General features: G+C 53.2%; 4 protein-coding genes. All 4 read left to right on the top strand.

Translation table 11 applies throughout. The annotated features are described in order from the left end of the window. The first annotated feature begins 1051 nt into the window (after nt 1-1051). The 4 genes from GNT65_RS13000 to GNT65_RS12985 all read left to right on the top strand — a co-directional run bounded on the left by GNT65_RS13000 (nt 1052) and on the right by GNT65_RS12985 (nt 16331). Entirely contained in the window at nt 1052-7420 is a 6369-nt protein-coding gene (locus GNT65_RS13000) for a LamG-like jellyroll fold domain-containing protein (protein ID WP_160796864.1), read from the top strand. Between the two features lie 17 nt (nt 7421-7437). Next, complete coding sequence (locus GNT65_RS12995; RefSeq protein WP_160796862.1) at nt 7438-8679, top strand: DUF1501 domain-containing protein; 1242 nt, start codon at nt 7438-7440, stop codon at nt 8677-8679. 85 nt (nt 8680-8764) lie between these two features. Further along, the gene (locus tag GNT65_RS12990) at nt 8765-15067 is read left to right on the top strand and encodes a LamG-like jellyroll fold domain-containing protein (RefSeq protein ID WP_160796860.1); all 6303 of its coding nucleotides are present in this window, start codon (nt 8765-8767) and stop codon (nt 15065-15067) included. 19 nt (nt 15068-15086) lie between these two features. Further along, entirely contained in the window at nt 15087-16331 is a 1245-nt protein-coding gene (locus GNT65_RS12985) for a DUF1501 domain-containing protein (protein ID WP_160796858.1), read from the top strand. Nucleotides 16332-16471 lie beyond the last annotated feature (140 nt).

Raw genomic sequence — 16471 nt, 5'->3', positions numbered from 1 at the left:
CTTGACAATATCACACAGGATCTACAGGAAGAGCGATAATAACTCTCATCACTTTTTTAGTGATCCTGCGACTTCCTTCATAGCTTTGATAGTAGGTTGCGCGCATATTCCCCCTTGTTTGAGTCACTGTTCGTCCGTTATCTTCTCGGGCATTGCCAGGAAGAGTCGGTAGCCCTCCTTCAGGCTGGGGGCCTATCTATGACGTTGTGCATTTTTGTGCTTTGCATACCAGCTTAACAGGGTCGCCACGGTCAAGATCATTTGGCAGCAGGCCTTCATCTACAGCATCATAAATACCTTACTCGGCACTGCCGAATGTCTGCTTGATGGTATTACAGTTCTGGATAGTATCCTTATTAGCGAGAACTGAAGTGATATTAGGGATAAGGCAATAAACCCGAATAGACCTTTCTTCGCAATTTAAATTCCTTTTAAATTGAATCTTCAACTTAAAGAAAACCATGAAATTTTAATCCTCCCTCTGTGAAAATTTGCAACCAAGACCTCTCATTATGGCTTTATCTTTAGCTCTTTCATCAGGTGGCAGTGTTACAAAATCAATTTGGGCATGAAGTCATCAGCAATAATGAGCCGAGGTTTAAGACGAAAAAACGTGTGATTACTCGTTAACATGCTCCCTTGAGATAATTTTGCTTGCAAATGGTTATAATGATATAGCGTTTTGCTATATACATGATTTTGTAGTTTTTTTCACTGCACCAAAAGAATATATCTTCCAGGTTTTTTCTGTAACTTGATGATTTTAATCAACAAAGTCTTTCATTGTCTGTTCGGGGGCTGCTCGCTGTTTACCCGTAAAAAATATATGGGTATAGCGTGATCTGAATCACAAAAAGAGAGGGGGGGGGGCTATTAATTGACCAGGGATGATCCGTATAGTGTCACTCGCCCAGTTAACAATAAATAAACCGTAAGGCAACGTTTTTGTTACGAATTGTCACAAATTTCTGGGCTTGGCAGGATGTGAAAGAAGGTCGCACTGTTGTATCTCATCCATGCCAGATAAAACTAAAACTATAAGGAGCAATAAATGAAAAAGCTCTGCATCCCTTTGATAGCAACTTTATCTACCTCAGCCTTTGGCGATATCAATGAAGATTTAGTCAGTTGGCATAAGTTTGAACAAGTCTCGGGTGTTTCTCTGTCTAATGAAATTTCAGGCGGCATGCCGCTGGACATTCAGGGAAACTATCAGTTGGTTCCTGGACCTAAAGGCAATGCGATTCGCATTGGCGGTCAGGGTCAAGAACTTAAGGGGCAAATGAATGGCTGGCAGCCCAGTGAGTATACTGTCAGCTTCTGGAGTCGACTGGCGTTTCCTAATGGAGACAAGAGTTTTAGCCACGTAGGCGTGGGTTCGTCGCGGTTTGGGTTCAATATCAAGCGCAGTGGTGAGATCCTTGCCTATGCGGATTTTGACAAACCGCTGGTGTTGAAACCCGCTCAGCAACTGCAACCTCTGGATGAATGGAATCTATGGACCGTCAGCTATGACGGGCAAGAATTGACCCTGTATCAAAATGGCAAGCAGCTAGGCAGTCAGTCAGATACGGGGGCGTTACAGCCTTTTTGGCAGTTTAAGGTGGCGTTTGGTAAGGAGTTAGCCGAGGCGACAGACGTGGATGCGAGTATCGATGAACTCCGCATCTACAGCCGGGCACTCAAGGGCCTGGAAATCTGGCAGTTGTATGACTCGCCCGACGCCGACTACCTGGGAACGGTTAGCCTGACGTTACCCGAGAGTCCTGCTGCGGCTGTCGACGACTCAGCGGTTACCGGCTCCCTGTATCATTTCATCTCTGGCAGTCGTATTCCCTTTAGTGGCCGCTGGGGAGAATCTCTGACGCTGGACAACCTGCCAAACGGCAAGTATCAGCTGACGCTGGATACCATAGAGGGCTATGTGCCGCGACTCTTGCCCAAGGTGATAGAGATTAGTGACAACAATCTAAGCGTTGAGCAAACGGTACTCTATCGGGCTCCTATTGAGGTTAATGAACTCTCCCCCTTGCCCGGTGTGCAGGTGGAACTCTTCTCACAGGGGCTGTTCCAGCCCAGGCAGATGGCCATGGGCAACCAGGTGCTCTACGTGGGGTCCAGTGCTATTCCGGTGGACAATGAGGGGGCTGCTGGCTTGATCTACGCCATGGCGTTGGATCCGCAAACCGGTGAGCCCGGTGAGCCTTACGTGGTGGCCAGCGGTTTGGAGGAACCCCATGGTGTAGCCTACCGTAACGGTAACCTATACTTCTCCACTGTCGGTGCCCTGTATAAGATCAGCGACATCGATAACCGTTACCGCACCCTGCCGAGCGCGGAGAAGATTTATACCTTCCCTGCCGACGAAGGTACGGTATTAACCGGAAGTTTCCGCTACTGGCATCAGAAACACCCACTCAAATTCAACCCCTATGACCCAGATGACGAGGGGCTGTATATGGCCATTGGTCGTCCCTGTAATGTGTGTGTGATGGAAGACAAGCGTTACGGCACCATAGTGAGATTGGATCTGGACACCCTGACGACGATTGTCGCCGAAGGGATACGTAATAGCGTCGGTTTCGATTGGCATCCGGTTACCCAGGAGATCTGGTTCTCAGATAATAATCGCCAGGGCTTCGATAACCCGGATGAGATTAACCATGTTACCAGCTGGGGACAGCATTTTGGTGCTCCCTACGTGTTTGGTAAAGAGATCATAGGGATCACCCAGGACGAGTACGATGGCAAGACCAGTGCCGCGGTGCCCGCAGGTGGGGTGTTGACCGACATAGCGCCTGCCGACATCAATATTGCCAATTACCGAGCGCCGGCCTTCGAGGTGGAAACTAACAGTGCCCCATTGGGCGTGATGTTTTGGGATAAGTATCCAGCGGCTGACAATCAGCAGCATCTGCTGTTTGCTACCCATGGCAACGGGCAAAAGGCGGTGCGTCCTGCGCTGGAACTGCGCATGTTGACGGTTAATGACAACGGCAGTGTCGCCTTTGAACAACCCTTAGTGCATGGCTGGATGCAAGACATAGATACGGCTTCCTATGCCTGTCTGACCTCGGCCTGTATTGGTCGTCCCGTGGAGATGCTTGAGCTGTCGGATGGTTCTTTCCTGCTCAGTGATGACAAGGCGGGGGTGATCTACCGGGTGTCTTACCAGGCCCCAGGGATCGACAGTAGCCTCACTATCCAGGTACCAGCTAAACCCGATGCCGCTATCGAAGATGAGTTACTGGCGGGTCGTTTGATTGACGCACAAGGTAACGAGCGTCGCTTCTATGTTAACTGGAATGAAAGTCAGTTCCAGTTTGTCGGATTACCTGAAGGTGATTACAGAGTCGTGATGAACTCCTTACCTGGCTGGCAGCCGGATCAGGGCAGCTATACGCTCAGCATTAGTGCCGGTGATCTTAATCCTGTGCTCAATTGGCAGTATCAGCCTGAGGTGCTCAATGGCAGCCTGTCGGTCAGCCTACCAGCTAAGCCGGCTGGCTATACTGGCACCGAGCTGCCACGGGTGACAGTCACTGGCGCACAGAGCCAGACTCTCGAGCTGGCCTGGGGGGAAACTCGCCAGTTGGAACTCTCCTTTGGCCAGTACCAATTGGCCTTTAGCTACCTCTGGGGCGGACTGCCGTCGCCTCTGACCCAAGTGATCGACCTAAGCGAGACTAGCCCGCAAACTCTGGTGAACCTCGACTACCTGATCACCGCCGACGTGGGAAAGCGCATTGCCGAGCAGCAGTGTAATGCCTGCCACGGTACTGGGGCTCAGGGGCTGGTGACCGAACCCATCGCCGAGAGTTGGATTGGCCTGGGCTTTGACCAATTGGTGAACAAGATAGACAGCATGCCGTTGCACTGCGACAACAACTGTGCCGAACAGGTAGGGCGTTACCTTTGGGAGAGCCTCTGGGGTCAGTTTGGTGCCCCGACATTGCCGCCACCGACAAACGAGGTTCAGGGCAGCGCGCCTCAGGCGCAAATCGATGTTGCCCAGGTGCAGCAGGGGCTCATCAGCGTGAGTTGGTTCTATGAAGGTGAAACTGGCGTACCCGGGGCGGTTAGCGGCCAAACGCTGGAATACCGCTATCTGCAACCAACACCTAGTGCCTGGCAGTCCAGCGCCGCAATCTCAGGATTGAGCACTCAGCTGCAGCCTAGTTTTGGGGGTGACATAGAGCTGAGGCTGGCGACTCTGGATACCCAGGGCAGCACCAGCTACTCGGCGTCAGTGTTGGTGACCTTGAGCGACATGCCACAATGGAAACTAAGCACAGACGGTCTCTACATCCACTGGAATTTTGATGAGATAGTAACCAGTCAGGCAAATGACCTGTCTGGCAATGGCTTGCCGCTGACATACCTCACGGCAAACTATGTCTACAGTGACGATGCGGTTGCCGGTTATGCGTTCAAGCCGGGGCAGAAAAACAATTTTGCGGAGCTGAGCCTGGACGACGAGCATCAGATCGATTTGGGCCAGAGCGACTTTAGTGTGTCTTTCTGGTTGAAGAGTGACAGCAGTGTCGACTCTTGGGGACGCAACCAGATCTTTTATTATGGCGATGGCTTCTCCCAAGACTCTTTCTTCTTCAGTACCTTGGGTAACTTCAACGTACAGTTTAAGACGGATAATACTGGCGGAAATCAGTGGGCATCGACAGCGAATAGTGTCGTCCCCGGACGTTGGCAGATGTTTACTTATGTACGCAAACAAACGGGAGAATTCTCAGCTTATATCGATGGTCAATTGGTGGGGCAGGGAGTACATGCGAGTACGGGAAAACCCATTAAGCTGATTAAGCCTTATGAGTTTATCGATGCTTCGTTAGATGAGTTTCGCGTCTATAAGCGCAGCCTCTCGGCCGATGAGGTGCGCACCTTGTACCTTACTCCAACGGCTGGTACCAAGAGCACGAACGCCGGTGGTACTGGTGTTATAGATGTCAGTGACATGAGTGGCGATCAGTTGTGGCAAAACTTCAACTGCGCCGCCTGCCATGGCGCCGATGGCTTGGGGGCCACGCCCATACTCGAGTCTTTGTACAGAGACGACATCATAGATCTTATCCGCGATACCATGCCCTACGGCAACCCAGGAGGTTGCGACCAGGAGTGTGCAGAGCGACTCTATGCCTGGATGTATGATGAGTTTATTACCCACGGAAGTAACCCGCCGACCATGCCACCGGTTATCGGCAGTGGGTTGGACGCCTATTTAGACGATAGTCAGGCGGCCTGGCTGCTCTATAAGGCCTCTCTGAACCTGGGAGCGCGTCTGCCGAGTGCCGAGGAGCAACAACGCTTGATCGACGAGGGGGCTGGGGTCTTGCCGCAGCTGCTCGATGATTTGCTGCAGGAGGAGAGCTTCGCCGATCGCATTGGGGAGATCTATCATGATGTTCTGCATACCAAGGGGACCGAAGGCACGGTGGGAGCCGTGGGGGCTTTCGCCGCAAACCTGGGGGGCGATAGCAGTTGGTTCTACAAGGTAACCGGCGATGTTCAGTTGCAGGGACAGCTGTGGCTTAGGACCACCAATGCCCACAACGCCGAGAGCACCGAACTGGTGAAATACCTGGTACGTAATAACAGGCCATTCTCAGAAGTGCTGACCGCCGACTACACCATGGTGAACTACTACAACGCGCGTTCTTACGGCATCGAGGGGCAGTTTAGCTTCCGAGAGCAGGCAGAGCCTAGCATTGCCGAGTATCCCTGGGATGAGACTGATTTCCAGCCGGTGAAATTGGGCATAGCCCATGCTGGGGTGATGACTAATCCCGTATTTATGCGTCGCTATCCCACTACGCCGACCAACAGAAACCGTCACCGTGCCTATAGCTTCTATAAGAAGTTTCTGGCCACAGATATTCTGGAGATAGGCGGTGAGCGACCTAAGGCCGAAGATCTGGTCGCCGATGGTGTGCCGACACTCACTAACCCTGTGTGTACCGGATGTCACCAGGTGATGGACCCAGTGGCTTCCTCTTTCCAGCATTGGGCGGGCAGCGAGTATGTCTGGACTATGCCGAAAGAGTCATGGGACAACAAGTACTGGCCACAAAATGAGATCTTAGCTCCTGGCTTTAATGGCAAGCTGTCACCAAGTTACTTCGATCCCGATATTAGCCCGCTCCAATGGCTGATGGGTGAGGCGGTGCAGGATTCGCGTTTTGCCTTATCGGTGGTGCGTACCCTGTTTGCGCCCGTGACAGGTTATCCATTGTTGGCTAAACCGCTGGATAACGATAGCGACACCAGTAAAGCCCGCTATGCGACTCAGCAGCAGGACATCAATAGTCTGGCCACTCGCTTCCGAGAGGGGAACTTTGATATCCGAGCCCTGGTGAAAGACTTGTTGCTGAGCCAGTATGCTCAGCGTGACAACGCCTTTGGCGGCAGTCGGTCATTGCTGACGCCCGAACAGCTGGCGCGCAAGGTGAATGCTGTGTTTGGCCAAGACTGGGAAGAGGGTAGCTATTTCGATTGGCTCGAAGAGATCGGAACTCAGTTGATGTACGGCGGCATAGATCACCAGGACGTATTGGATCGTCAGTCCGTGCTCTCGGGCACTGGTGCCACGGTACAGACCTGGCTGGCGAATGATTTTGCCTGCCAGATAGTGCCGCAGCAACTGGCACAGGCGGCAGAGAGCCGAGTGATCGCGACTGGTTTAGCACCTGAGGGCGTAGGTATTCGTATCGCTCCGAGTGAGTTTGTGTTCAGCGATGGTCAATTGGAGGCTAATGCGTCGCAGTCGGTGGGTTATGGCGATGATTTCGTTTACCAGTTTGCCTGGGGAGACGACAAGGAGATCTCGGCCACGGTGAGTGTCGGGCAGGCAGGGCAATATCAATTGGTGCTGCCTTATGCCAACGGCAATGACCAGCCAGTACTGTTCCAGCTGTTTGTGGACGGCCAGTTGTGGGCCGATGATATCAGCTTGGGCTCCACCAAGGGGTGGTGGCGCTGGACCCATGAGGTGCTAGATGCGATTTATTTGAGTGCTGGTAGCCATGAGATACGTCTTAAGGCCAAGGGCTTCAGTTACGTCAAGATTGATGGACTCTTCCTACGTGACACAGCTCGTACCGAGGCTGAGGTTCGTAGCAATCTGCAGCAGCTGATGTATCGCATTTACGGCGAGCAACTCGCCAGTGACTCTCCTCAGGTGACCCGGGCATGGCAGTTGTATCAGCAGCTGTTGAGTACAGGCCTGAATGCGGTACGCAGTGACGAGGCTAACCCTTATCTGGATGGTGCCTGCCAGGTGCAGACTCACCGTCAAGAAGGGGTCAGTTATCCCTATGAAGACAACCAAGATCCCCACTTCTATGTGCGGGCCTGGATGGCGACTTTGACCTTTATGCTCAAAGACTATCGCTTCTTCTATCAATAAGCTGCGGAGATATCATCATGAACAGACGAGAATTTTTAACCGGCTTCGCAGCCCTGAGTGGCCTGATGGCTCTCGGAAAACTGAATCTGGCCAGTGCGGCGACCGGCGAAGAACAATATTGGGTATTTGTCAGTGCCAATGGCGGCTGGGATACCGCGGCGGTGTGCGACCCCAAGGGAGATATTGCCTATAGCAGTAGCCTGGGCAATATCAACCCATACAGCCAGGCGGAGATCCGCCAGGCGGGGGCGCTGCGCTTTGCCCCACTGCTGGACAATAATTTTGCCGGCACGGATCCAATGGCGGCTTTTTTCAATAATCAGTATAACCACCTGCAGGTCTTCAATGGTTTGGACTACCAGACCAACAGCCATCAGGTGGGCATAAGGGCTTCGATGAGTGGTCATCAGTCGCCTCTTTACCCTGTGACGGCGGCGGTTATCGCATCGCTTAATGCCTCTCAGTACCTGATGCCTTTCTACCTGGGCTCAGGTTATGGTAATACGGCCAACTTGGTGAATGCCTCACGCCTAAATGATCTCGGTCGGGTGCAGGATTTCACCAACCCCGAGCGTTATCTTACCTCCTCAGTCATGGATCTGGTGAACAGCGAACATCAGGCTGCCATGGCGGCACTTGGCAGCAATGCCAGCGAGGCAGAGCAGTTGGTACAGTCACAGTTTGCTGCTGCCCATCTCAATGGGCCAGATCTGAAGCGTCTGCTGGACAAATTGCCTGCCTCGCCCTCAACCGGTGACAAGCTAAAGGCCGAGATCGCCGCGGCCTCCTTCGCCGCGGGCCTATCTAATACCGCGGCCATCTCCATTGGCATCTTCGATACCCATAGCGATCACGATAGTCGTCAGACGGTGGCGCTGGTGGAATATTTCGAAGCGGTCAATCATCTGATTGCTCAGCTGGAGCAGCAGGGCATTGCCGACCGTACCACTCTGGTGTTGACATCAGATTTCGGTCGGACCCCATACTACAACAGCGACAAGGGCAAGGATCATTGGAACGTGGGTTCCACCATGATCTGGAGTCGTCAGTGGCAGGGGAACCGGGTGATAGGGGCGACCGACAATCAGCTCAAGGCGCTGAAGGTTGATCCCGAAACGCTGGAATTATCGCCAGACGGTGTAGTGCTGACTCAGGGGCATATTCATGCGGCCATCCGGCAACGCATGGGGATATCGATGAGCAGCCACATCAACTTCCAATATCCCTTGGGGGTAGATCTATTGCAGCTGTTTACCTGAGTAAGTCTCTAGATAGCGGGCTAATTATTTAGCCCGCTTGGGGAGCTTTTATCTAAAAACTATAAAAATATCTATGGAGCTAGCTATGAAAAAGCTACTGCCCCTGGCCGCGCTTTTGCCTTTCGCCGCCTATGGGGATATTTCATCGGGCATAATTACCTACCACAAATTTGAACAGCTTGTTGGATCATCATTTTCTGGGGAGTTAGCAAATGATGAACCGGCAAGGGTAACGGGAAACGTTCAAGTCGTCAGCGGTGTAGATGGCAATGCCGTGCAACTGCAGGGGGGCGGTGACACCTTAGAGCGTAAAATTACCGGAGGTAAAGATTTCCCACAATTTACCGCCAGCTTCTGGATGAAGCAGGTGTACGAGAATGGCCTAACCAATTACACCACAATAGGCAGTGCCTGGAATCGTTTTCAGTTTGTTGTCAGTGGTGACAACGTCAAGGTGGTGATTGCCAGCAGTGTAGTGATCGACCTTTCCCCGGATCAGCTACTGCAACCCGTGGATGAGTGGAACTTGTGGACCACAAGTTTCGACGGTTCCACCCTGACCCTGTATCAGAACGGGGTGCAGATTGCCCGGCAGACCGGGGTGACCCCATACAGCGATCCCTGGTGGAACTTCAAGGCGCAATTTGGCAAGAATCTGGCGGACGGTTCGCTGGTGAAAGGCAGCCTGGATGAGCTGCGTCTGTATGATCGGGTGTTAACCCCTCTTGAGACCTGGCAGTTGTTCGATTCGCCTGAGCAGGATTATGTCGGTCAAATCACGGTTGACTTGCCGCCAAGTCCGGCGACAGTGGTGGATAACGCCCAGGTGACAGGTTCCCTGTTCCATTTCGCTTCTCAGGTCCGCATCCCTTTCTCGGGGAGTTGGGGAGAGTCCGTTACGCTGGATGATCTCCCTCAGGGCAAGTACCAGCTGACCCTGGATACCGTCGAGGGTTATGTACCGCGTATGCTGCCCAAGGTACTGGAACTCAGCGATGCTACGCCCAGTGTGCAGCAGGCGGTACTCTATCGCGATCCCATTGCGGTCGAGCAGCTGTCGCCGCTGCCAGGGGTGAAGGTGGAGCTGTTTTCCCAGGGGCTGTTTCAGCCCAGGCAGATGGTGATGGGCAACAATGTGCTCTATGTGGGTTCCAGCGCCATTCCCTTAGACAGCGAAGGCCTGTCGGGCCTGATTTATGCTATCCCACTGGATCCCCAAACCGGCGAGCCCGGTGAGGCCTACGTGGTCGCCAGCGGCTTGGAGGAGCCCCATGGCGTGGCCTACCGAGACGGCGATCTCTACTTCTCTACCGTAGGTGCCCTATACAAGATCAATGATATCGACAACCGCTATAGCCAGTTGGCCGTACCGGAAAAGATCTATACCTACCCGGCGGATGAGGGCACAGTGCTGAGCGGCAGTTTCCGCTACTGGCATCAGAAACACCCGCTGCGTTTCAACCCGCTCGATGCCAACGATAAGGGGTTATACACGGCTGTTGGTCGTCCCTGTAACGTCTGCGTGATGGATGACGAGCGTTATGGCACCATTTTGCGCCTGGATCTGGAAACACTGGAAACCACGACAGTAGCCGAAGGGATACGTAACAGTGTCGGCTTCGATTGGCATCCTGTGACCAAGGAGATCTGGTTTTCCGACAACAACCGTCAGGGTTTCGATAACCCGGATGAAATTAACCATGTGACCGATTGGGGCCAGCACTTTGGTGCTCCCTACGTCTTTGGTAAAGACACTATTGGTATTACAGAGGGTGAATATAACGGCACCGAAGAGGCTGCCGTACCCGCAGGCAGTGTGGTGAGTGATATCGCCCCGGCGGACATAGATGTGGCCAACTATCGCGCACCGGCCTTTGAAATCGAGCCCTTCAGCGCGCCATTGGGGGTGATGTTCTGGGAGACTTACCCGGCTGGCGAGGGACAGCAAAACCTGTTGTTCCCGACCCATGCCACGGGACTCAAGCGACTTCGCCCAGGGCTTGAGCTGCGGATGCTGACGGTGAACGACAATGGCGCCGTGGTTGCCGAGCAGCCGCTGATTCATGGCTGGATGCAAGATATCGACGAGGTGAAGTCTTATGCCTGTCTCACCCAGGCCTGTATCGGTCGCCCGGTGGAGATGCTTAAGCTGGCCGATGGTAGCTTCCTGCTGAGTGACGACAAGGCCGGGGTGATCTATCGGGTCTCCTATCAAACGCCGGCAAGCAACAGTTTGCTTACCATCAAGGTGCCGCCGCGCCCCGAGTCGGTGAGCGATGAGTTGGTGGCCGGTCGCCTGATCGATGCTGACGGGATTGAGCGTCGCTTCTATGTTAACTGGAATGAAAGTGAGTTCAGCTTCGCCGGTCTGCCAGATGGTGAATACACAGTGGTGATGAACTCGCTTCCTGGTTGGCAGCCGGATCAGAGCAGCTATAGCCTCTCAATTGGGGCGAGTGATACCAATCCCGTGTTGAATTGGCAATATCAGCCGGAGGTGCTGAGCGGCACCCTATTGGTCAGTCTACCGCCTAAGCCCGCTTCCTATAGCGATACAGAGCTGCCACAGGTAAGGGTGATCGGGGCTGAAACCCAGACCATCAACCTGAACTGGGGCGAGACAGTTCCAGTGGCTTTGGCCTATGGTCAGTATCAGCTGGAGTTCAGTTATCTGTGGGGTGGCCTGCCCACCCCCGCTACTGAGGTGATCAACATTAGTGAGACTGCGCCGCAGATCACGCTAGCTCTCGATTACCTGATCACCGCCGATCTAGGCAAGCGGATTGCCGATTCTCAGTGCAGTGCCTGTCATGGTAGTCAGGCGGCGGGCCTGGTGACACAGGAGATTGCCAACAGATGGATCGATTCAGGCTTCGAGGCCTTAGTGGCAAAAATAGACGGCATGCCTCTGCACTGTGATACCAACTGCGCCGAACAAGTGGGGCGCTATCTATGGTCCGAGAGGTGGGCGCAGTTTGGTTCACCGGAATTGCCGGCTCCCAGGCAACCCAACACTCAAGGCGGTGCTGCGCAAGCCCAAATTAGTAGTGCCCAGGTCGGCGGACAGTTTGTCAATCTGGAGTGGGCGTTTGAGGGCGGCTCGACGATTCCCAGTTCGGTAAAGCGGCAGTTCATCGAATTCCGTTATCTGCAGCCGGTGGCGAGTGAATGGCAGGCCACGGCCGACGTGGTCGCCACCAGTGCCAGTGTCAAAATGCAATATGGTGGCGATATCGAGCTGCGGGTAGTGACCTTGGACAGCGAGGGAGGTACCACTTACTCGGAATCGACGACAGTGCATCTGGGCGATCTTGGCTGGTGGAAACTGTCCTCCCAGGATCTCTACATTCATTGGACCTTCGATGAGTTGACGCCCGGCCGGGCTATCGACCAGGCAGGCAATGGATTAGATCTGCGCTTGAGTGACACCGCTTATGTTGAAGAGGGGATCACCGGCTACGCGCTGCAACCTAATGGTAATAGTGCCGCCGAGTTGTTACTCGACGCGACGCAAGCCATAGATATGGCTAAGACAGATTTCACTATTAACTTCTGGCTAAAGACGGTGCAAGCAAGTGACCTGGATGGTCGTTATAAGCTTTTCCCATACGCCAGCAGCGATTTCTACATTAAGAGTAAGGGGGAGTTCAATCTTCAGTTTGCCACCAGTAATAACAGCAGCAATAAGATAGACACGTCGGCTAATTCGCTGCCAGCGAATCGCTGGGTGATGGCGACCTATACCCGGGATGTCAGCGGGAATGCGGCCGTCTACATTGATGGAGAACTGCAACAACAGGCACAACATGCGGCTTCGGCGCCAATTGATCGCTTCCTGTTGGCTAAGTTTGAGGGCGGCTTACTCGATGAGTTGCGGGTTTACAAGCGCGCACTCAGTGCCGATGAGGTCAAGACCTTGTACCAGACCCCTGCTGCGGGTGCAGTGGCGCAAGATGACGAGGAGACCGATATCCAGAGTATGAACGGTGAAGAACTTTGGTCGGCCTTCAATTGTGCCTCATGCCATGGCGCCGATGGTCTGGGAAGTACGCCGATACTCGAGTCTCTGTATCGTGCCGATATCATAGATCTAATTCGCGAGACCATGCCCTATGGTAACCCAGGGAGCTGTGATCAGGCTTGCGCCGAGAAACTGTATGACTGGATGTATCAGGAGCTAATAGTCAATGGTGCTAACCCTCCATCGGCACCAGCGAGCATCAGTCTCTTGGATGCGACGATCGGCGATGACTATGCGCCCGAGTTGTTGCATAAGGCTGCGCTGAATCTGGCCTCGCGACTGCCGACTTCACAGGAGCGTCTGCAGCTGCAAGAAGAGGGCGCCGGGGTCTTACCTGAGTTGCTTGAACAAATGCTGGAAGAGCCAGCCTTTGCCGAGCGCATGACAGAGATATACCACGACATATTGCACACCAAAGTTATTAAGGGGGTGCTCAACGGGACCAATAAGTTCTCAGAAATTGTCGGGGGCACCTCTAACTGGTACAAGATTGACTATGCCGCCGGTAGTGATGAGAGTAACCACGCCTGGACAGAGAGCGTTGCCGCGCATCGCCGTGAGACGACCGAGTTGGTGCGCTATCTGGTAGCCAACAACCGTCCCTTCTCAGAACTGCTTACGGCCGATTACACTATGGTTAACTACTACAATGCCCGCAGTTACGGGGTGGCGAGTCAGTTGAACTTCCGTCAGCTAGCCGAACCTGAAGTGGCTGAGTTTCCTTGGGATCCCGAGGACTATCAACCGGTGAAGCTGCCGATTCCCCAGGCGGGAGTCATGACTAACCCTGTGTATATGTCTATCTTCCCCACGACACCGACAAACCTCAACCGTCACAGATCGTATAAGTTTTATAAGAACTTTTTAGATACCGACATATTGGCTATGGCTGGCGAACGTCCCTCGGCGGATGATCTGTCGGGTGACGAGCCTACCCTGACCAATCCGGCCTGTACTGGTTGTCATTTGGTGATGGATCCCGTTGCATCTAGCTTCCAGCACTGGAATAAGAACTACTACGATGCAGAGTATAAGTGGCCTAACAACAAGATACTCGCAGCCGGCTTTAACGGCGAAGTGGCGCCGCTGTCGGGAGTCGATCCCTTGCAGTGGGTGGCGCAGCAGGCGGTGCAGGACTCGCGTTTTGCTCGCTCTGTGGTGAAAACCTTGTTCGAGCCGATCACTGGTTTCCCCCTGTTGGAACAGCCCTTGACGACGGCTAGTGATAACGATAAGTCTCGTTATGCCTCACAGCAGCAGGATATCAATACTCTGGCCAGTCGTTTCCGCGCGACTAACTATCAGGTGAAGCCTCTGGTGAAAGATCTGTTACTCAGTGGTTATGCCAAGCGAGATAACGCACTGGGAGGCACTAAGCATCTGTTGAGTCCAGAGGCATTGGATCGCAAGATCCGCGCACTGTTTGGGCGTGAGTGGGATAGCGGCCAATCGGACTGGTTGGACGATATCGCAATTCGTTTGATGTACGGCGGTATAGATCATACCAGTGTTATGACGCGCAATCCTGTGTTGTCCGGTACGGGCGCCGCTGTACAGTCCTGGATGGCGGTGGATTTGGCGTGTGAGGTGACGCCGCGTCAATGGTCACGTGCCAATGATGACCGCCTTATCGCCATGGGGCTTGAGCCTGAGGGTGTAGGGGTGAGGGTAACCCCCCAAGAGTTTGTCTTTACTAATGGCGCACTCAAACTGGATGCCAATGCAACCAAGACCTATGGCGGCGATTATGTATTCGACTTTGCCGCAGAGGATGATCAAGAGTTCACGGCTCCCCTGATTATTACTCAGGCGGGTAATTATGAATTGGTGTTACCCGCTGCCAATGCCAGGGTGAACCCTGTGTACTTCCAGTTAGAGATTGATGACCTGTTGGTGGCCGACGATATTGAACTCTTGCCCACCGGCAGCTGGTCAACCTGGCGCCTGGCACAAAGCAGTAGCTTCTATCTCAGCCCGGGAAGTTATCAATTGCGTTTCAAGGGGAAAGGCTTCAGCGATGCCACCATCGACAGCCTGTTCCTGCGGAATATCGACCAAACCGAGAGTGTTATGCGCAATGCGCTGCGAGAGATGTTCTATGCCTTCTACGGTGAGTTGTTGGCAGCGGATGATGAGCAGATCACCAGGGCGATGAACTTCTACCAAAGGGTATTGCAACGGGGTGAACAGGGCATCATAGGTGAAGGTTTCGGCCGAGCCGTAGATTCTGCCTGTAATCCGGCGAATCTGGCTATCTCTGGTGTTGAATATCCGCACCTAACTAAGAATGACCATTTCTTCTACATTCGCGCCTGGCAGGCGACAGTTAGTTACCTGCTGAAAGATATGCGTTTCTTCTATCACTAAGGGTTGCGAGGAGATAAAAATGAACAGAAGAGAATTTATAAAAGGCCTGGCAGCATTGACTTCTATGGCGGCTTGCAGTCGCTTCGCCCTGGCCAACACCGGCAACGCCAACGGTCAGTTTTGGGTGTTTGTGAGTGCCGACGGTGGCTGGGATACCACCTCTGTGTGTGATCCTAAGGGTAATATCGAGTACAGCAGTTCAAAGGGAGTGATCAATAATTACAACACCTCGGCGATCCGTCAGGTGGGAAATTTTCAGATTGCCCCTATGCTGAATTCAAGTTACAGCGGACCAGATCATCTGGGTAATTTCTTTAACGCTCAGTATCAAAATTTGCGGGTATTCAACGGTGTCGATTGTGGTACCAATAGTCATACCGCCGGTATGCATGCCTTTGCCACCGGCCATCAGTCTCCGGCCTACCCGACAACGCCGGCCTTGATTGCCTCCCTCAATCAGTCCCAGTACCTGATGCCTTATTATCTGGGATCGGGTTATGGTAAGACGGCTGGCATAGTGCAGGCGGCACGCCTCAATGACTTGAGTCGGGTAAGTAGCATGGCCGATACCGATAGATACCTGCCTCAGGATATTCTGGAGATGGTGAATAGTGAGCAGCAGGCGGCATTGAGCGACTATAGCAATTCGGCGCTCAACGATGCCGAGCTGGTGGCATTGTCTCAGTTTGGCAATGCTCATACTCACGGGGGAGATCTCTCCCGTTTGCTCAACTCTATGCCGGCTAACCCCTCCAGCGGTCAGTTGTTGCGGGCAGAGATCGCGGCCGCCGCCTTTGCTGCCGGTCTGTCGACCACTGCATCTATCGGCCTGGGGGCTTTCGATACCCATAGCAACAATGACGAGGGACAAGGTAAGGAGATCCCGGCCTACTTCGAGTTGATCAATCATCTCATTGCACAACTGCAATACCAAGGGATTGCCGATCGCACCACCATAGTGATGGGATCCGATTTTGGTCGTACCCCATACTACAATGGCGATCAGGGCAAAGATCATTGGAGCATAGGTAGCATGATGGTGTGGGATAAGCTGATGACAGGCAATCTGTTGGTGGGAGCCACAGATAGTCAGCTCAGGGCGCAAGCTGTGGATCCCGACTCTTTGGCACTGTCGCCAGATGGGATAATACTTAGTCCTGGCCATCTGCATGCGGCAATCCGAGCCAAGATGGGGATAGGCCAGGCTAGCGAGTTAAGCTTTAAGTTCCCATTGGGCGTAGAGACGCTGGGGTTACTCGATTAATTTGTTGAGTGGATAAATAAGCAGGCGGCCTGGGTTGCCTGCTTTTTTGTGCCTGTGGAAACCGTATTTGGGCTAGAACTGGGAGTTTCTGTGGGCTTTTTCTACGTGGATTAATTGGGGAAATTTTCTGCTTTATGGCC

It is taken from the genome of Shewanella insulae, assembly GCF_009831655.1.
Lineage (GTDB): Bacteria > Pseudomonadota > Gammaproteobacteria > Enterobacterales > Shewanellaceae > Shewanella > Shewanella insulae.
Note: the sequence above shows the minus strand (reverse complement) of the source record. Positions and strands in the feature narration are given on the sequence as shown.